Source organism: Pseudomonas karstica (assembly GCF_009707515.1).
Lineage (GTDB): Bacteria > Pseudomonadota > Gammaproteobacteria > Pseudomonadales > Pseudomonadaceae > Aquipseudomonas > Aquipseudomonas karstica.
In genome coordinates, this window is sequence record NZ_WLYI01000004.1 from 1 (window position 1) to 16,261 (window position 16,261).

At 60.3% G+C, this 16,261-nt stretch carries 18 protein-coding genes; 8 read left to right on the plus strand and 10 right to left on the minus strand.

Going from position 1 to position 16,261, the window contains the following annotated elements; translation table 11 throughout:
• Positions 1 to 41: 41 nt before the first annotated feature.
• From GIR22_RS03960 to lptM, 6 genes are read right to left on the minus strand one after another with little or no spacing between them, the layout of a single operon-like run.
• Positions 42 to 746, minus strand: a complete 705-nt coding sequence (locus GIR22_RS03960) for an HAD family hydrolase (protein WP_154742056.1) — start codon at positions 744 to 746, stop codon at positions 42 to 44.
• Positions 743 to 1,642, minus strand: a complete 900-nt coding sequence (gene xerC / locus GIR22_RS03965) for a tyrosine recombinase XerC (protein WP_154742057.1) — start codon at positions 1,640 to 1,642, stop codon at positions 743 to 745. Before xerC ends, GIR22_RS03960 begins: the two co-directional genes overlap by 4 nt.
• A gap of 2 nt (positions 1,643 to 1,644) precedes the next feature.
• Positions 1,645 to 2,370: a DUF484 family protein gene (locus GIR22_RS03970; RefSeq protein WP_154742058.1), complete on the minus strand. Its 726-nt coding sequence runs from the start codon at positions 2,368 to 2,370 to the stop codon at positions 1,645 to 1,647.
• Between the two features lie 13 nt (positions 2,371 to 2,383).
• A complete protein-coding gene (dapF, locus tag GIR22_RS03975) occupies positions 2,384 to 3,214 on the minus strand; it encodes a diaminopimelate epimerase (protein ID WP_154742059.1) in 831 nt (276 codons plus the stop codon).
• A 4-nt stretch (positions 3,215 to 3,218) separates the two neighbouring features.
• Positions 3,219 to 4,466 (minus strand): diaminopimelate decarboxylase, encoded by a 1,248-nt coding sequence (gene lysA / locus GIR22_RS03980; protein ID WP_154742060.1) that lies wholly within the window; start codon positions 4,464 to 4,466, stop codon positions 3,219 to 3,221.
• A gap of 9 nt (positions 4,467 to 4,475) precedes the next feature.
• Positions 4,476 to 4,634, minus strand: a complete 159-nt coding sequence (lptM, locus tag GIR22_RS03985) for an LPS translocon maturation chaperone LptM (protein ID WP_154742061.1) — start codon at positions 4,632 to 4,634, stop codon at positions 4,476 to 4,478.
• 239 nt (positions 4,635 to 4,873) lie between these two features.
• Between lptM and cyaY the strand changes: the two genes are divergently transcribed.
• The 3 genes from cyaY to rnk all read left to right on the plus strand — a co-directional run bounded on the left by cyaY (position 4,874) and on the right by rnk (position 5,970).
• Positions 4,874 to 5,206, plus strand: coding sequence for an iron donor protein CyaY (gene cyaY, locus GIR22_RS03990; protein ID WP_154742062.1), 333 nt, complete (start codon positions 4,874 to 4,876; stop codon positions 5,204 to 5,206).
• A 2-nt stretch (positions 5,207 to 5,208) separates the two neighbouring features.
• On the plus strand, positions 5,209 to 5,427 hold the full coding sequence (locus GIR22_RS03995; protein WP_178122077.1) for a DUF1289 domain-containing protein: 219 nt from the start codon (positions 5,209 to 5,211) through the stop codon (positions 5,425 to 5,427).
• Between the two features lie 132 nt (positions 5,428 to 5,559).
• Positions 5,560 to 5,970, plus strand: a complete 411-nt coding sequence (gene rnk, locus GIR22_RS04000; RefSeq protein WP_154742064.1) for a nucleoside diphosphate kinase regulator — start codon at positions 5,560 to 5,562, stop codon at positions 5,968 to 5,970.
• Here rnk and GIR22_RS04005 read toward each other — a convergent pair.
• From GIR22_RS04005 to GIR22_RS04015, 3 genes are all read right to left on the minus strand, one after another.
• Positions 5,967 to 8,807 carry a class I adenylate cyclase gene (locus tag GIR22_RS04005; RefSeq protein ID WP_154742065.1) on the minus strand — a complete coding sequence of 947 codons (2,841 nt, stop codon included), beginning with the start codon at positions 8,805 to 8,807 and terminating at the stop codon, positions 5,967 to 5,969. The two genes, rnk and GIR22_RS04005, sit on opposite strands and share 4 nt — an antisense overlap.
• A 165-nt stretch (positions 8,808 to 8,972) precedes the next feature.
• Positions 8,973 to 9,221 (minus strand): TIGR02647 family protein, encoded by a 249-nt coding sequence (locus GIR22_RS04010; protein ID WP_154742066.1) that lies wholly within the window; start codon positions 9,219 to 9,221, stop codon positions 8,973 to 8,975.
• Positions 9,222 to 9,406: 185 nt separating this feature from the next.
• Complete coding sequence (locus GIR22_RS04015) at positions 9,407 to 9,691, minus strand: hypothetical protein (RefSeq protein ID WP_154742067.1); 285 nt, start codon at positions 9,689 to 9,691, stop codon at positions 9,407 to 9,409.
• A 125-nt stretch (positions 9,692 to 9,816) separates the two neighbouring features.
• On the opposite strand from GIR22_RS04015, the gene GIR22_RS04020 reads away from it, so the two are divergent.
• Positions 9,817 to 10,476, plus strand: a complete 660-nt coding sequence (locus tag GIR22_RS04020) for a glutathione S-transferase family protein (protein WP_154742068.1) — start codon at positions 9,817 to 9,819, stop codon at positions 10,474 to 10,476.
• Between the two features lie 92 nt (positions 10,477 to 10,568).
• Here the strand turns inward: GIR22_RS04020 and argH are convergent, their stop codons facing one another.
• Positions 10,569 to 11,963: an argininosuccinate lyase gene (gene argH / locus GIR22_RS04025; RefSeq protein ID WP_154742069.1), complete on the minus strand. Its 1,395-nt coding sequence runs from the start codon at positions 11,961 to 11,963 to the stop codon at positions 10,569 to 10,571.
• 581 nt (positions 11,964 to 12,544) lie between these two features.
• Between argH and GIR22_RS04030 the strand changes: the two genes are divergently transcribed.
• From GIR22_RS04030 to GIR22_RS04045, 4 genes are all read left to right on the plus strand, one after another.
• Positions 12,545 to 13,291: a LytR/AlgR family response regulator transcription factor gene (locus GIR22_RS04030; protein ID WP_154742070.1), complete on the plus strand. Its 747-nt coding sequence runs from the start codon at positions 12,545 to 12,547 to the stop codon at positions 13,289 to 13,291.
• A gap of 137 nt (positions 13,292 to 13,428) precedes the next feature.
• Positions 13,429 to 14,370 carry a hydroxymethylbilane synthase gene (gene hemC / locus GIR22_RS04035; RefSeq protein ID WP_154742071.1) on the plus strand — a complete coding sequence of 314 codons (942 nt, stop codon included), beginning with the start codon at positions 13,429 to 13,431 and terminating at the stop codon, positions 14,368 to 14,370.
• Entirely contained in the window at positions 14,367 to 15,122 is a 756-nt protein-coding gene (locus tag GIR22_RS04040) for a uroporphyrinogen-III synthase (protein ID WP_178122078.1), read from the plus strand. The genes hemC and GIR22_RS04040 overlap by 4 nt, the downstream gene beginning before the upstream one ends.
• 18 nt (positions 15,123 to 15,140) lie before the next feature.
• Complete coding sequence (locus GIR22_RS04045; RefSeq protein WP_178122079.1) at positions 15,141 to 16,256, plus strand: uroporphyrinogen-III C-methyltransferase; 1,116 nt, start codon at positions 15,141 to 15,143, stop codon at positions 16,254 to 16,256.
• Positions 16,257 to 16,261: the final 5 nt, after the last annotated feature.

Consider the following 16,261-nt stretch of genomic DNA (forward strand, 5'->3'; position numbering starts at 1 on the left):
TCCTGCGGCCCTTATCGCAGCCTCGTGCTTCGGCTACAGGGTTATGGCAGGTTGTTCCAGCGGGCGAGCAGCTCGGGCAATTCGGTCAGGCTGTGAATCTCGGCATCCGGCAGCTGTTCAGCCTCCCAAACCTTGCCCGCCGGGTTGAACCACACCGCCCGAAGCCCCGCCTGCTGGGCTCCGGTGATGTCATCTCCTGGGTGATCGCCAATATGCACGGCCGCGCTGGCGTCCACTCCACCGCGTTGCAGCGCTTCCTGGAATAATCGCGCATCCGGCTTGGCGATGCCGATATCTTCGGCGCGAAGGGCGAACTTGAAGTAATCCGCCAGGCCAACGCGCTGCACGTCGGCATTGCCGTTGGTGATGACACCCAGCATGTAGTGATGCCCCAGGGCTTTCAGCATCGGCTCTGCCTCGGGAAATACGGTGAGCTGGTGCCGAGCGTGAATGAATGCTTCAAAGCACACGTCCGCCATTTCCGTGGCCCGGGGTTGTACGTACCCGGCCTCTTCGAAGGCATGCAGCAGCACCCGGTGGCGCAACAGGCTAATGCGGTACTTGAGCTCGGGATAGCGTTGCAAAACCTGTTGGCGAAGAGTAGCGAAGTGCTCCAGCGGCAGCTCACCCACCAACGGCGCGTGGGTAGCCAGCCATTGGCGCATTGACGCTTCGGCACTGACGATGACAGGCACGTTATCCCAAAGCGTATCGTCCAGGTCGAAAGTGATCAGCTTGATGCTCATGAGTCGCCGCCTTTGATGCGTTTGGCCCGTGGATGGGCGCTGTCATATACCGTCGCCAAGTGCTGGAAGTCCAGGTGGGTATAGATCTGCGTGGTCTTGATGTCGGAGTGGCCGAGCAACTCCTGCACCGCTCGCAAGTCTTGGGAGGACTCCAGCAAGTGGCTGGCAAAGGAGTGTCTGAGCATGTGCGGATGCAGGTTTTGCCCCAGTTCGCGCGCGCCGGCGGCCTTGACCCGCAGCTGAATGGCGCGTGGCCCCAATCGCCGGCCCTGTTGGCTGACAAACACCGCATCATCGGCCGGATTGCTCAGGGCCCGTAGTGGCAACCACACCAGCAAGGCTTCCCGGGCTTTTTTGCCGACCGGCAATACGCGGGTCTTGCTGCCTTTGCCGAGCACTTGCACCAAGCCATCCGCCAGGTCCAGTTGATCCAGATTCAGACTGGTCAGTTCCGACAGGCGCAGCCCCGAGGAATAAAACAGTTCGAGGATCGCCTGGTCGCGATGGGCGAGGAAATCGTCCTCTACCGCCCCCTCAAGCAATTGCAGGGCGCGGTCGGTATCGAGGGTCTTGGGCAGGCGCCGTTCGCCCTTGGGCGGGGCCAGGCCGTTGGCTGGGTCGTGGTCGCACAGGCCTTCGCGGTTCAGGTAGTGATAGAGGCCGCGCACCGCCGACAGCAGGCGCGCCAGGCTGCGGGACGATTGGCCTTGCTGGTGCAGGCGGGCGATCAGGCTGCGCAGGCCCTGAATGTCCAGGGCTTTCCAACTGCTGATCTGTTGTTTCTCGCAAAACCCCAGGACCTTGTTCAGGTCCCGTCGATAGGCGTCCAGGGTATGAACAGACACCTGGCGCTCGCTGCGCAGGTGAGCGCAGTAGGCGTCCAGTTGTCGCTCCATGGTTAACGCACCGCGCGCAGAGCGGTGGTGAAGCGTGGCAGGACACGGCCCAGCACTTCAGCGATGTAGCTCAAAAACAGCGTACCCACCGAACTCTTGTAGTGCTGCGGGTCACGGCTGGCGATGGCGAGGACGCCGTGCAGACCTTGGTGGCTGAGGGCGACCACGGCGGTGGAGCCGATCTGCTTGCGCTGTTCTTCGCCAAACAGAAAGTCCAGTTCATGCTCGCGCAAGGTGCCGCTGATGGTCTTGCCTTCGGACAGCAGGCCGCCAATGGCAGTTTGCGCGTCGTTGTCGCTGACCCAGCGGCCTACCGGCATCGGTTTATCACTGAACAGAATCAGGCTGACAAAAGGCACCTGGAAGTCCTGGCGCAGGCTGTCTTCGACGGCAATCACCGCGTCTTCCAGGGTGGTGGCGTCCATCAGGCTGAGGACCAGGCGACGGGTCTTGTCGAACAGGCGATCGTTGTCGCGAGCGACGTCCATCAGCTGCGAGAGCCGGTGGCGCATCTCGATATTGCGCTCACGCAGGATTTTCATCTGCCGCTCCACCAGGGACACGGTGTCACCGCGCTGATGGGGGATGCGCAAGGCCGGCAGCAGTTCTTCATGTTCGACGAAGAAGTCCGGATTAGCTTCCAGGTAAGCGGCGACGGCCGCCGCCTCCAGGTTTTCGCAAGGAGAATCGTCGGGCTTTGGAGCAGGTACCTGAGGCTTATCGGTCATTGGGTTGGCTCTCTCATAGACGGACCTGTCCTTCGTATACACGCATGGCCGGCCCGGTCATCATCACCGGTTGGCCTGGGCCTGCCCACTCGATGGACAGGCGTCCGCCGGGCAGGTCGATCAATAGCGGCGAATCCATCCACCCCTGGCTGATCGCGGCCACGGCAGCGGCGCAAGCGCCCGTGCCGCACGCCTGGGTTTCCCCGGCACCACGTTCCCATACGCGCAACTGCGCGCGGGAACGGTCGATGACCTGCAGGAACCCGACGTTGACCCGTGCCGGAAAGCGCGGGTGGTGTTCGATCTTCGGCCCCAGTTCACGGACCGGTGCGTTGTTGATGTCATTGACTCGCAGCACCGCATGGGGGTTGCCCATGGACAGGGCCGCCAGTTCGACGGTCTGGTCGTCCACGACCACCGGGTAACTCAGCGCCTGTTCGTCAGCCTGGAACGGGATATCTGCGGGGGCCAGTCGAGGCGCGCCCATATTGACGCTGATCTGGCCGTCGCTGCGGATATCCAGCTCAATGATGCCGCTCTTGGTCTCGACGCGAATCTGCCGCTTGGCGGTCAGGCGCTTGTCCAGGACAAAGCGGGCGAAGCAGCGGGCACCGTTGCCGCATTGCTCCACTTCAGAGCCGTCGGAGTTGAAGATCCGGTAACGGAAATCCACGTCCGGGTTGCTCGGTGCTTCCACCAGCAGCAGTTGGTCGAAGCCAATGCCGGTGTGGCGGTCGCCCCATTGTTTGGCATGCTTGGGCAGGATGTGCGCGTGCTGGCTGACCAGGTCGAGGACCATGAAGTCATTGCCCAGGCCGTGCATCTTGGTAAAACGCAGCAGCATGACCTTACTCCGGCAGCAGGCTTTCGCCAGCAAACAACTCGGCTACCGTCTCGCGGCGACGCACTTCAAATGCTTGATCACCGTCCACCAACACCTCGGCGGTACGCCCGCGGGTGTTGTAGTTGGAACTCATGACAAACCCATAGGCACCCGCCGAATGCACCGCCAGCAGGTCGCCTTCTTCCAGGGCCAATTGACGCTCCTTGGCCAGGAAGTCGCCGGTCTCGCAGATCGGGCCGACGATGTCGTAGTTGCGGCCAGCACCCTCGCGCGGGCGCACGGCGGTGACATTCATCCAGGCCTGGTACAACGCCGGGCGAATCAGATCATTCATCGCCGCGTCGACGATGGCGAAATCCTTGTGCTCGGTATGCTTGAGGTACTCGACCTGGGTCAGCAGCACGCCGGCGTTGGCGACGATATAGCGGCCCGGCTCGAACAGCAGCGCCAGGTCACGGCCTTCAATGCGCTCGCGCACCGCCTTGATGTAGTCAGCCACCAGTGGCGGCTCCTCATCGCGATAACGCACGCCGACACCCCCACCGAGGTCGATGTGATGCAGATAGATGCCGCACTCTGCGAGGCGGTCGATCAACCCCAGCAGGCGATCGAGGGCATCCAGGAACGGTGGCAGGCTGGTCAGTTGCGAGCCGATATGGCAGTCGACACCCAAGACTTCCAGGTTTGGCAGTTGGGCGGCGCGAATGTAGACGTCTTCGGCATCAGCGATGGCGATGCCGAACTTGTTCTCTTTGAGGCCGGTGGAGATGTATGGGTGAGTGCCCGCATCGACATCCGGGTTGACTCGCAGGGAGATCGGCGCGCGAACGCCCAGTTCGGCGGCCACTACTTGCAGGCGCTCCAGCTCGTCGGTGGACTCGACGTTGAAGCAATGTACGCCGACTTCCAGGGCGCGACGCATGTCTTCACGGCTTTTGCCGACGCCGGAGAACACGATCTTGTCCGCCTTGCCGCCAGCGGCCAGCACACGCTCCAGTTCGCCTCGGGACACGATGTCGAAACCGGCGCCAAGACGCGCCAGGACATTGAGCACGCCCAGGTTGGAGTTGGCCTTGACTGCGTAGCACACCAGGTGTGGCGTGCCGTCCAGTGCATCGGCATAAGCACGGTATTGCGCTTCGATGTGGGCTCGGGAGTACACATAGGTTGGGGTGCCAAAGCGCTCGGCAATCGCGGACAGCGCGACACCTTCCGCGAACAGCTCGCCGTCCCGGTAGTTAAAAGCGTCCATGGGTTTCCCTTAGAAAGTGTCGTGCTTGTGCGCTTTTTGCGACGATTGCGCCTGTTCATTCGGGTCTTTGCTGTCATCGGGCAGGTACAGCGGGCCTTTTTGACCACAGGCACTAACGAGACAAGCGACCGCGACGAGCGCAGCAAGGGAAGAGATCAGGCGCTTCATGGCGAAATCCTTGAATAAGCATTAATTGCGTCCGAGTATACCGACCACCCGCCAGCTTGCCTATGCGCCGGGGAACCCGTCCGGCGGGGCTTTGCCGAGTTTGTCGTGAAGTGGCCTACGTAAATCAGGGATATTTCATGCGGCTGCTGGTGATGAAATCGGTATCCTTTGCAATCATCATGACACGTCCGTATGGTGCGGCGCTTGAACGTGATCAGACACTTTTCGAGGTTCCCACAATGAGTTTGACCGAAGCCCGTTTTCACGATTTGGTGGATGCGACCCAGCAAGCGCTGGAAGATATCTTCGATGACAGTGGCCTGGATCTGGACCAGGAAAACTCGGCCGGTGTGCTGACTGTCAAGTTCGACAATGGCAGTCAGTTGATCTTCAGCCGTCAGGAGCCGTTGCGACAGCTCTGGCTGGCAGCGCGTTCCGGTGGTTTTCACTTCGACTACAGCGACGAAAGCGGTCAGTGGATGTGCGACAAGACCGAAGAGCAGTTGGGTGAAATGCTGGAACGCATCACCTTGGAACAGGCCGGCGTCGAGCTGGACTTCGACGAGATCTGATCGTGACAGAGCCCGTTTGCGTACGCCCGCCCAAGCCGTTATTCAGCAATGTCAGCTCGGCGGTGCCGTCACCTTGTATCAGTTTATGTCGGCTGGATGAGCAGAAAGTCTGTCTCGGCTGCTTCCGTCACGTGGAAGACATCCGTGAATGGCGTTCTGCCGACGACGCCCGGCGCCGGGTGATCTGCGCCGAGGCCGAGCAGCGCAGGGCCAACGCCTGAGCCCATCTTGTTTATTTGTGACGCTGTGTTAGTGTCCGGGTACACCTCAACCCATCGAGGTCCGTGAGAACCCCGCCTTTTCCTGGCGGGGTTTTGCTTTTTTTGTGCAGAAAAAAGGAGTCTGCCTGAATCATGACCGCACCTTCCATCATCCTCACCCGTCTCGACGTGCAGCGTCTTGAGCAACTGATCGACCGTGTAGGCGAGGCCTCACCTGGCGTCGAAGCCCTGCAGCACGAACTCGACCGTGCCGAAGAAGTGGTTGGCCACGATGAAGTGCCCGCAACTGTCGTGACCATGAACTCCAGCGTGCATTGCCGTGAGCAAGGCAGTGGCAAGGACTATCACCTGACCCTGGTGTACCCCAAGGACGCGAATGCCGACGAAGGCAAGATCTCGATCCTGGCGCCAGTCGGCAGTGCTTTGCTGGGCCTGCAAGTCGGTCAGCACATCGACTGGCCAGCGCCTGGTGGCAAGACCCTGAAGCTGGAACTGCTCAGTGTCGATGGCCAACCCAAAGACGGCGGCCCGTTCACCCTCTAAACCTGGCTCAGTGCCTCATTGAGCGACTGCTCCAGTTCGGCCTTGTAGCGCAGGTACAAACTGCTCGGGCTTTGAACGTCACCGAGCAGGCCGGACAGGTCCAGGTCGGTGATGTAGCAACGGTAGTGCTCGGTCTCCCGACGCTGCCCGATGATCTCTTGAGCGACCGCTGCAAACAGCTGGTCGCCAAATTCCAACTCGGAAAACTCCCGCTGATTGCAGTACAGGGTGATGCCCCCTTGGCCCGGGGCGTTTTTGCTGATGATTGCCTGTACGTCATAGAGCGGTTTATTGGCCGGGGCCTGCGGTGCGGGGCGCGGTTCGGCCCGGCGTGCACCGCCACTGCCTGATGGCAAAAGCTGGTAATACAAGGTTTGTAGCGTGCCCAGCGGTTGTTGTGGATCCAGGGGCGAGCGCGCGTCACGGTGGTAAATGATCGACTGCAGGAAGCGCTGCAACGGCACTAACAGGCTTTGCTCGTCATGAAACGGCAGGCGCTGTTGCCAAAGGGCGTTGAATTCGTCGAGCACGTACAGTTCGGCGAAGGTCTCGTGGGTCCGGTAGAACACCTGCACACAGTCGGGCAGGCCCATGGGTAGCAGCAATGCCAAGTCATGGTCTTCCAGGGCCATGGCGTCCAGATGCAGTGGACTGTAGCCGGCCAAATCCTCGCTGAGGTAGTCGATCAGCGCCTGTTGGCTGGCCAGGGACACATGGGTAGTTTGCCCAGGTGCCAACTCCATCACGTGATAGTGCTGTTGCACCTGAAGCAGGTAGCGATGATTGAGCTGGCCGAGCAACAGGTTTTGCGCGGTATCGAAAATATCTTCCACTCGTTGGGCAATGAATTGCGCACGGTTATGACAGAAGCAGCGCACCCGCAGCCGTGGTAACTGAGTAGGTGGCAACTGGTTCAAATAGCCCCGTAGGCAATCGAGCAGTGCATGGGGGCCGTCGTAGCGGCTGACTATCACCTCATTCCAGCTGTTGAGGGTGACTTGGTCCAGAGTCAGCACCAGGTTTTCCCGTACACCTGCGTAACTCAAGGAGTCGGTGCGTTCAGTGGTCATCACGATATTCAGGTCGCGGTGATGCTTGAGCGGGTCGACGCCGACGTTGACCAGCAACAGTACTTCGTTGGGTACTGCCGTGCGCAGCAGATACTTTTCTTCAACGCTGGCCAGGGGCAGGGCGATGGTTTGCTGCAGGCTGCCCAGCAGGTTGAACAGCTCGAACTCGGTCATGTCGCTGGTGCCTGGGTGCAAAGCGAGGCGGGTGCTGCTGTCGATCACACCGTTGCGATGGCACCAGGCGAGCATTTCCAGCAGATCGCGGCTGCGCTTGATCGGCGCAAAGTGCTCCCACTCAAGGGCTGTCAGGCTGCCGTTATACAGGCCCCAATAGTGTTGACCGGGCTCCTTGCGGTTGGGCGAGTGGACCAGGGTCAGTGTGTCTTCGGCCAGGTCTGGGGCAATGCCCGGGTTGATGAACTCGATCTTGTCAGCCTTGCGTTCAAAGGCTGCATACAGGCGCCGGCCGAGCACATTGAGGTCACGCTTGTTAATCAGGCTGACGGTCTGTTCGGTGCGGGCAAACTGAGTCAGGAAGCGATAGCTGTAGTTGAGCTCGTTGACCAGGGCCCGGCGTTCGGAGGCGACCTGGCGGACTTTCCACTGGCTGCGGCTATCGAGCAGGGCCAATTGCCGCTGATCCCAGCCCCACTCGTTGGCCAGGCGCTCCAGCAGTAGACGTTGCCAACCCAGGGTGCGTTGGCCGGCGCTGAGTTTGCGGTTCACTTTCAGATACAGGCTGCGCCGCACCAGCTCCAGGCGCTCCGGCTCATTGCGGGCCTTGAGGTATTCCTCGATGCGGCGGTAGACCACGATATACGGGTCCAGTTCGTCCAGGTCCAGTTGGTTGGCGAACACCGCGTGCTTGAAGCGCAGGCTCAAGCACTGCACGTTCGGATGTTCGCTGGCGTAGACCTCAGTCAGCAGCAGTTTGAGCACCGACTTGTATGGAGACTCGATGCCCTTGAACAACTGCCACAGGCCGGCGCCGATAAATTCCCCTGGCGGGATATGAGCCAGGTGACCGAGGTCGAGGGTTTCATCGGCGCGGATAAAACGTTTGGATATCAGCGCGTGGGTAAATTCGACGTAGCGGGTTTCTTCATAAACCGGTACCAGCCACCAGATTGGCGTACGTCCGCCAAGCCAGAGGGCGGTGCGATAGAACTCGTCCAGCAATAGGTAATGTTGGGTTGTACCGCAATCGTCGGAGCTGAGTTGAGCGTCGCGCTCGCCCTGGACAAACCGAGTCGGCTCAATCAAGAAAAAATGCGCTTCGGCGCCCATGCTCAGGGCCCAGGCTTCCAGCAGTTGGCATTTTTTGCGCAGCTCGGCCAGTTCGTTCTCGCTCAAGTCGGCGGCATGGCACACCCACACGTCCATGTCGCTGTGGTCCGCTTGTGCCAGGGTGCCCAGGCTGCCCATCAGAAACAGACCATGAATGGGGTGTGGCGGGTTGCCGTGGCGGGCTTTGTAGGAGAAGGAGCGGGTCAGGCGCTGGGCTTCGGCCAGCACGTGGGCGTCGGGTTCGAAATTCGACAGCCCGGCTGGCGTGCTGCCGGAAACGTAACCAGGCAACAGTGGGTGGTTGACGTGAAAAAACAGCGGCAGCAGCGACAACACGCTCTGCTGACGCGGGGTCAGCCCCTCAATGGCCCGGGCTATGCGCCCTTCATTAAGGGCTAGAAATCGCGCGCGCAGTTGAGCCAGCACCTTGCGGTCGATGCCCTCGTCCAGGTCGGGGCGGATTTCGTGGATGCGGGTCATGTGGAACTCGGTGGCTCGCAGGGCCCGACATGGGCAGCCGTGTAGGAGTTTACAGTCAGTAGCGTAGGACGATTAAAGGGAATTTATTTTTGGTGTCAGAATTTATTGCGGCGCAGGAATGCCCGCGGAATCCATGAAAAGGGATTCCGCGGGCGAGACGCGGTGTCAGGCGGCTTCTTTGCGGGTAGTCAGAATGGTTAGCAGGCTTTGAGCGTGTTCGGCAGCGTCCCGGCCAAGGCTGGTCAGGTAGCCACCGTCGGGTTGGTCGATCAAGTCTTTATCAAATAGGCGCCGGGCAGCAGCAATGGCAGTGGGCGCAGCGGTCTGATGAACTTTCAGACCCTCCTGGGAGCTCCCCAGGTTGAAGAGTGCAAGGATTTCCAGTTCGGCAACCAACTCAGGGGTATACGACATAAGGACTCCAGACTTTCTAGGAATTTTTAGGCGCTAGCTGCCATAAGGTGAACGCACTTAGCCTGGCTGTCCAGTGTGTAGAAGCGAGCGTGCTCGCGAAAGGCGTCAATGATAATGCGGGATGCCTGGTTTAACGCGGCGCCTCTGGTTCTTCGCGAGCAAGCTCGCTCCTGCAGGGGTAGTACTTACTGCTTTTCAGGCGGTAACTCTGGCAGGGCGCGCAAGGCAGTTTCATACCACTCGGTATTGAAGGCTCGGTCTTCTTCGAGCAGCGCGTCAATCTCGATGGCCAGCACGTGGGCCATCATCTGCAGGATATCTTCGCGCTCGTAACCCACCAGGGTCAGCTTGTTGAACGTGGCCTGGGCGGCTGGCGGGTTGTCGTTTTCGATCTGGTTTTCGATCGCTGCGATCAAGGTGGTCTCGGCGAACTCTTCTTCGTCGTTGTCGATATCGGTTGGCTCGCTCATGGCAGGCTCCTGAAGGAAAGGGCGCCAGTCTACCCCCATTCAGTAGGGTGATGCTGCTGGTCAGGTATGGCCGGACGTTCTATAACAAGCACTGCCAACCCCGTACACGGCCTGGAGGCTTTGCGATGCTCAAGCTTTATGGATTTTCGGTCAGCAACTACTACAACATGGTCAAGCTGGCGCTGCTGGAGAAAGGGCTGCCCTTTGAAGAGGTGCCTTTTTACGCGGGTCAAACTCCCGAAGCTCTGGCTGTGAGCCCACGAGGCAAGGTGCCGGTGCTGGGTGTCGCGCAGGGATTCATCAACGAAACCAGCGTCATCCTCGAATATATCGAACAGACTCAGAGCGGCGTTCCGCTACTGCCGAGTGACCCATTCCAGCGTGCCCAGGTGCTGGCGTTGTGCAGGGAAATCGAGTTGTACATCGAGTTGCCGGCGCGTGCCTGCTATGGCGAAGCGTTCTTTGGCATGCCGGTACCGCAGGCGATCAAGGACAAGTCCAAGGCTGAATTATTGCTGGGTGTCGCTGCGCTGGGGCGACATGGCAAGTTTGCGCCCTACGTGGCTGGAGACAGTTTCACCATTGCGGACCTGTACTTTATGTACAGCGTGAGTCTGGCCTGCGCCGTGGGTGAGAAGTTGTTTGGCCTGGATCTGTTGGCCGAATTGCCATCGGTCAAGGCACTGTTGGAGCGCCTGCATACGTTACCCAATGCCCAGCGAGTGGCAGCGGACAGGGACGCGGCGATGCCGGCTTTTTTGGCGATGATTGCAGCTAAAAAGTAGAAAGTCAGTGGCGCTGATGACGCTATCGCGGGCAAGCCCGCTCCCACAAGAGAATGCATTCCAATGTGAGAGCGGGCTTGCCTGCGAGGCGTTTAGCGGCTGGCCAGCAGTGCCTGGCCACGGGCCACAGCGGCCTTGACTTGCACCGGGGCAGTCCCGCCCACGTGGTTGCGGGCATTTACCGAACCCTCAAGGGTCAGCACCGCAAACACATCCTGTTCGATCTGGTCACTGAACTGACGCAGTTCTTCCAGGCTCATTTCCGCCAGGTCCTTGCTGTTGTCCACGCCGTATTTCACGGCATGGCCAACGATTTCGTGGCAGTCACGGAACGGCAGGCCACGGCGCACCAGGTAGTCGGCGAGGTCCGTCGCGGTGGAGAAGCCGCGCAGGGCCGCTTCACGCATGATGGCGTGCTTGGGCTTGATCGCCGGGATCATGTCGGCAAAGGCCCGCAGCGAGTCGCGCAGGGTATCGGCGGCATCAAACAGCGGTTCCTTGTCTTCCTGGTTGTCCTTGTTGTAGGCCAGGGGTTGGCCTTTCATCAGGGTCAGCAGGCCCATCAGCGCACCGAATACGCGGCCGCTCTTGCCGCGTACCAGCTCCGGAACGTCGGGGTTTTTCTTTTGCGGCATGATCGAGCTACCGGTGCAGAAGCGGTCTGGCAGGTCGATGAACTGGAACTGCGCACTGGTCCACAGCACCAGCTCTTCGGAGAAGCGCGACAAGTGCATCATCGCGATGCTGGCCGCAGCGCAGAATTCGATGGCGAAGTCACGGTCTGACACGCCGTCCAGCGAGTTGCCGCCCACGGCATCGAAGCCCAGCAGTTGCGCGGTGTATTCGCGGTCGATCGGGTAGGTGGTGCCGGCCAGTGCGGCACTGCCCAAAGGCATGCGGTTGGCGCGTTTGCGGCAGTCCACCAGGCGCTCGTAGTCGCGGCTGAGCATTTCAAACCAGGCCAGCAAATGGTGGCCGAAGGTCACCGGCTGTGCAGTCTGCAGGTGGGTGAAGCCGGGCATGATGGTGCCTGACTCACGCTCGGCCTGCTCCAGCAAACCTTTCTGCAGTCGGGTGATTTCGCTCAGGATCAGGTCTACTTCATCGCGCAGCCACAGGCGGATATCGGTGGCCACCTGGTCGTTACGGCTGCGACCGGTGTGTAATTTCTTGCCGGTTACGCCGATGCGATCGGTGAGGCGGGCCTCGATATTCATGTGCACGTCTTCCAGGTCGACGCGCCAGTCAAAGGTGCCGGCTTCGATTTCGCCACGGATGGTGGCCAGGCCGTCGATGATGCTGTCGCGCTCGGCGTCGGTCAGCACGCCGACCTTGGCCAGCATGGTGGCGTGGGCGATGGAGCCCATGATGTCGTGGCGATAGAGGCGCTGGTCGAAGTTGACGGAGGCGGTGAAGCGCGCGACGAAGGCGTCGACGGGCTCACTGAAGCGGCCGCCCCAGGACTGGTTGGTCTTGTCGGTGCTCATGGATTCGCTCGTGATCTGCTGAAAGAGGGCATGAAAGTGTGCCGCCGATAATAACAGGGTTGGCCTTGGAGGCGATGCCATGGCTTGCCGGCATTTTTATTTCTCTGCGGAGTGGCTAAGTGCCTTGCCGCCGGCCTCGTCCGGGAAGAGACTGGAGCCAGGGCTGAACGAGGGGTTTAACGCGGTTGATCCTTGAGGTAAACAAAGGGTGTTTATTGAAACGATATTTGACGATTGAGCAATATCGTCTTCGTGAGCGTCTACAGTTGCACAGATAGGCAGTTGTACTGACAAAAGACGCGAGCCGTTGTGCAATGCACCACTGTCAGGTAGTGAGGTCGAACTCCAGGCTATCCATTAAAGAAGAGAGGGGTGTTCGTATTGTGTATCAGCAAACCCTACGACGATGCCCCATGGCATCGGGTTCTAGGCGGTATTGAACAGGTCCGGGTAAATATTGGTGCCGCTCTTGGGGCACTTTTTGCCGCTCACGCTAGTCTTAGCGTGGATCGCCGTGACGGAAGTCACCGCACCTGTCTACGCTATCCTTGTGCGAGACTCACGCAGGAATCCAGCGCAATATGAATGTCCTGATCGTTGATGACGAACCCCAAGCCCGCGAGCGACTGAGCCGTATGGTCAGCGAACTCGAGGGATACAGTGTCCTTGAACCGAGCGCCACCAGTGGTGACGAGGCATTGACCTTGATTGACAGCCTGAAGCCGGATGTCGTGCTGCTTGATATCCGCATACCGGGCCTTGATGGCCTGCAGGTTGCCGCCCGCTTGAGTGAGCGCGAGTCGCCGCCCGCGTTGGTACTGTGTGCCTCCCAGGATGAGTTTTCCCCGCAGGCCCTGGAGGCAAGCGGTGTCAGTTACCTGGTCAAGCCGGTAAGCGCCGACGTTTTGCTCAAGGCGCTGAAAAAGGCCGAGCGGCCCAATCGCATCCAGCTCGCCGCCCTTACTCAGCCCGCGGCGCAAGGCGGTAACGGACCACGCAGCCATATCAGTGCCCGCACCCGCAAGGGTATCGAGCTGATCCCTCTGGACCAGGTGGTCTACTTTATTGCTGATCACAAGTATGTGACCTTGCGTCACGAGGCTGGTGAAGTACTGCTCGATGAGCCGCTCAAGGCCCTGGAAGACGAATTCGGCGACCGCTTTGTGCGCATCCATCGCAATGCGCTGGTGGCCCGTGAACGTATCGAGCGCCTGCAACGCACGCCGCTTGGGCACTTCCAGCTATTCCTGAAAGGGCTCAATGGCGATGCCTTGATCGTCAGCCGGCGCCATGTCGCGGGTGTGCGCAAGATGATGCAGCAGCTTTAGCTCAAAGGTTGCGATGGCTCAACATCCCATATCCCGGTGCGATGAGGCCAGGGAGGCCTCACACTTGCTGATTCAAATCAAAGCGTATTTGCTTGAGCTGTTATTATCTGCCGTATCTATTCAGTACGGATTGATCCATGTCCTCTCGCGAAATCCGCATCGCCACCCGTAAAAGTGCCTTGGCCTTATGGCAGGCCGAATACGTTAAAGCACGTCTAGAGCAGGCTCATCCCGGTCTCAAGGTGTCCCTGGTGCCCATGGTCAGTCGCGGTGACAAGCTGCTTGACTCGCCGTTGTCGAAAATTGGTGGCAAGGGCCTGTTCGTCAAAGAACTGGAAACTGCCCTGCTGGAGAACGATGCCGACATCGCTGTGCACTCGATGAAAGACGTGCCGATGGATTTCCCTCAAGGCCTCGGTCTGTTTTGTATCTGCGAGCGTGAAGACCCGCGCGATGCGTTCGTTTCCAATACCTACACCTCCCTGGGCGAATTGCCGCTGGGGAGTATCGTCGGCACCTCCAGCCTGCGTCGCCAGGCCCAATTGCTGACCCAGCGTCCAGACCTGCAAATCCGCTTCTTGCGAGGCAACGTCAACACTCGCCTGGCCAAGCTGGATGCTGGTGAATATGATGCGATCATCCTGGCGGCGGCGGGTTTGATTCGCTTGGGCTTCGAAGACCGCATCACTTCGGCCATCAGCGTCGAAGACAGCCTGCCCGCGGGCGGGCAGGGCGCGGTCGGGATCGAATGCCGAACGGCCGACAGCGAGATTCATGCACTGCTCAAGCCCCTTGATCACTATGACACCGCAGTGCGCGTCACCGCCGAGCGGGCTCTGAACAAGCACCTCAATGGCGGCTGCCAAGTACCGATCGCCTGCTATGCCGTGCTTGAGGGCGATAACCTCTGGCTGCGTGGCCTGGTGGGTGATCCGGAGGGTGGAACGCTGCTCACCGCAGAAATTCGCGGGCCACAGAGCGACGCGACTCGCCTGGGTGTCCAGGTGGCGCAAGAACTGCTGGAAAAAGGCGCCGGCGCCATTCTGCAGAAAGTCTACAGTGAGGCCGGCCCGCAGTGACCGGTTGGCGCTTGCTGCTGACGCGGCCTGCCGAGGAGTCGGCGGCCCTGGCGACGACATTGTCCGAGGAAGGTGTTTTCAGCAGCAGCCTGCCCTTGCTGGGAATCGAAGCGTTGCCTGCCACCACTGAGCAAGAGGCGGTTTTTCGTGATCTGGATCGATACTGTGCCGTGATCACGGTGAGCAAGCCTGCAGCACGTCTTGCCCTGCAGCGGCTTGATCAAGTGCCCTCTCAACCATGGTTCAGTGTGGGCGCGGCGACGGCGCAGGTATTGGCCGATCAAGGCTTTGACGTCAGTTGTCCTCAAGACGGCGATGACAGCGAAGCCTTGCTTGATTTACCAAGGTTGCGCGACGCTATTGCATGCCCTGGCGCTCGGGTGTTGATCCTGCGCGGTGACGGCGGGCGAGAGTTGCTGGCCGAGCGCTTGCGCGATCTAGGTGCTAGTGTCGATTATCTGGAGCTGTACCGACGCTTTCTGCCGGCATACGCTCCTGGTGAATTGACGCAGCGCATCGAGGTGGAACGCTTGAACGGCCTGGTGGTCAGCAGTGGGCAGGGGTTTTTACATCTGCAAGTGTTGGCTGGCCTGGATTGGCCGCAGGTGGCACAGCTACCCTTGTTCGTGCCCAGCCCGCGAGTCGCCGAGATGGCGCGTGCCGCGGGTGCAAATAAAGTTGTGGATTGTCGCGGTGCCAGTGCCGCGGCTTTGTTAGTGGCGCTACGCAGTCTTGATGAGCCCACTCTCTAAAACGCAAAGGATGGATACGTGAGCGAAACAGCCTTGCCTAAAGATGAAGCTCAGCCCGCGCTTGATGCGCCTGTTGAGGCACCGGTCACTGCTCCACGCCGTGGCAACGGCCTGGTGATCGTGGCCTTGTTGCTCGGTGCCGCAGGTATTGCGGCTGGTGGCTGGGGGATCTGGCAGGTCCGGGCCCTGCAAGCGAGTACCCAGCAGCAGTTGGGGCAGGTGCAAACCCTGGACGATCAATCCCAAGGTCTCAAGCAAGGCCAGCAACAGTTGGCGGCACGCCTGGCGCAATTGCCGGGTGCCGATGAACTGGAAGAGCGCCGCCGCCTGGTCGCGCAATTGCAGGGCGATCAGCAACGTTTGAACCTGCGGCTGGAAACCGTACTCGGCGCCAGCCGCCAGGATTGGCGCCTGGCTGAAGCCGAGCACTTGCTGCGCCTGGCCAGCCTGCGTCTGTCGGCCTTGCAAGACATCAACAGCGCCCAGGCGCTGGTCCAGGGTGCCGATGAGATTCTCCGTGAACAGAGTGATCCAGGCTCCTATGCCGCCCGTGAACAGTTGGCCAAGAGCCTTGCGGCATTGCGCAGTGTCGAGCAACCGGATCGCACCGGCCTGTACCTGCAACTGGCGGCCCTGCGCGACCAGGTAGTACAGCTGGCTGCCAACTCGCCCGAGTATCAGCTTCAGGATGCCCCCCAGGCAGGTCGCCCAACCACTGATACTGAAAGCCGCTGGAGCCAATGGTGGGAGCAGATCTCCCGTTATTTCCGCATCAACTTCAATCCCGATGACAACATTCGTCCGCTGCTCGCAGGCCAAGGCCTGAACCAGGTACGCCTGGCCCTGAGCCTGGCGCTGGAGCAGGCGCAATGGGCTGCCCTCAATGGCGAGCCGGCGGTATACACCCGCTCTTTGGGTGAGGCTCGTAGCGTCCTGCAGGACAACTTCAATCAGGACAATCCGCAAAGCCAGGCCATGCTGGCCCGGCTTGCCGAGCTGGAGCCCAAGGCCGTCTCTGTGGTGACACCGGACCTGGCCGCGAGCTTGGCTGCCGTGCAGGCTTACCTTGAACGTCGTCATCTGTCTGCCGACGAAGCCAAGGCTTCCGCTGGCACGCCGGCGACCAAGGAGTAAAGCCG

What these genes read in the sequence shown, in the direction of transcription:
- GIR22_RS03960 (WP_154742056.1), bottom strand. Translation starts at nt 746, where the DNA reads ATGAGCATCAAGCTGATCACTTTCGACCTGGACGATACGCTTTGGGAT.
- xerC (WP_154742057.1), bottom strand. Translation starts at nt 1,642, where the DNA reads ATGGAGCGACAACTGGACGCCTACTGCGCTCACCTGCGCAGCGAGCGC.
- GIR22_RS03970 (WP_154742058.1), bottom strand. Translation starts at nt 2,370, where the DNA reads ATGACCGATAAGCCTCAGGTACCTGCTCCAAAGCCCGACGATTCTCCT.
- dapF (WP_154742059.1), bottom strand. Translation starts at nt 3,214, where the DNA reads ATGCTGCTGCGTTTTACCAAGATGCACGGCCTGGGCAATGACTTCATG.
- lysA (WP_154742060.1), bottom strand. Translation starts at nt 4,466, where the DNA reads ATGGACGCTTTTAACTACCGGGACGGCGAGCTGTTCGCGGAAGGTGTC.
- lptM (WP_154742061.1), bottom strand. Translation starts at nt 4,634, where the DNA reads ATGAAGCGCCTGATCTCTTCCCTTGCTGCGCTCGTCGCGGTCGCTTGT.
- cyaY (WP_154742062.1), top strand. Translation starts at nt 4,874, where the DNA reads ATGAGTTTGACCGAAGCCCGTTTTCACGATTTGGTGGATGCGACCCAG.
- rnk (WP_154742064.1), top strand. Translation starts at nt 5,560, where the DNA reads ATGACCGCACCTTCCATCATCCTCACCCGTCTCGACGTGCAGCGTCTT.
- GIR22_RS04005 (WP_154742065.1), bottom strand. Translation starts at nt 8,807, where the DNA reads ATGACCCGCATCCACGAAATCCGCCCCGACCTGGACGAGGGCATCGAC.
- GIR22_RS04010 (WP_154742066.1), bottom strand. Translation starts at nt 9,221, where the DNA reads ATGTCGTATACCCCTGAGTTGGTTGCCGAACTGGAAATCCTTGCACTC.
- GIR22_RS04015 (WP_154742067.1), bottom strand. Translation starts at nt 9,691, where the DNA reads ATGAGCGAGCCAACCGATATCGACAACGACGAAGAAGAGTTCGCCGAG.
- GIR22_RS04020 (WP_154742068.1), top strand. Translation starts at nt 9,817, where the DNA reads ATGCTCAAGCTTTATGGATTTTCGGTCAGCAACTACTACAACATGGTC.
- argH (WP_154742069.1), bottom strand. Translation starts at nt 11,963, where the DNA reads ATGAGCACCGACAAGACCAACCAGTCCTGGGGCGGCCGCTTCAGTGAG.
- GIR22_RS04030 (WP_154742070.1), top strand. Translation starts at nt 12,545, where the DNA reads ATGAATGTCCTGATCGTTGATGACGAACCCCAAGCCCGCGAGCGACTG.
- hemC (WP_154742071.1), top strand. Translation starts at nt 13,429, where the DNA reads ATGTCCTCTCGCGAAATCCGCATCGCCACCCGTAAAAGTGCCTTGGCC.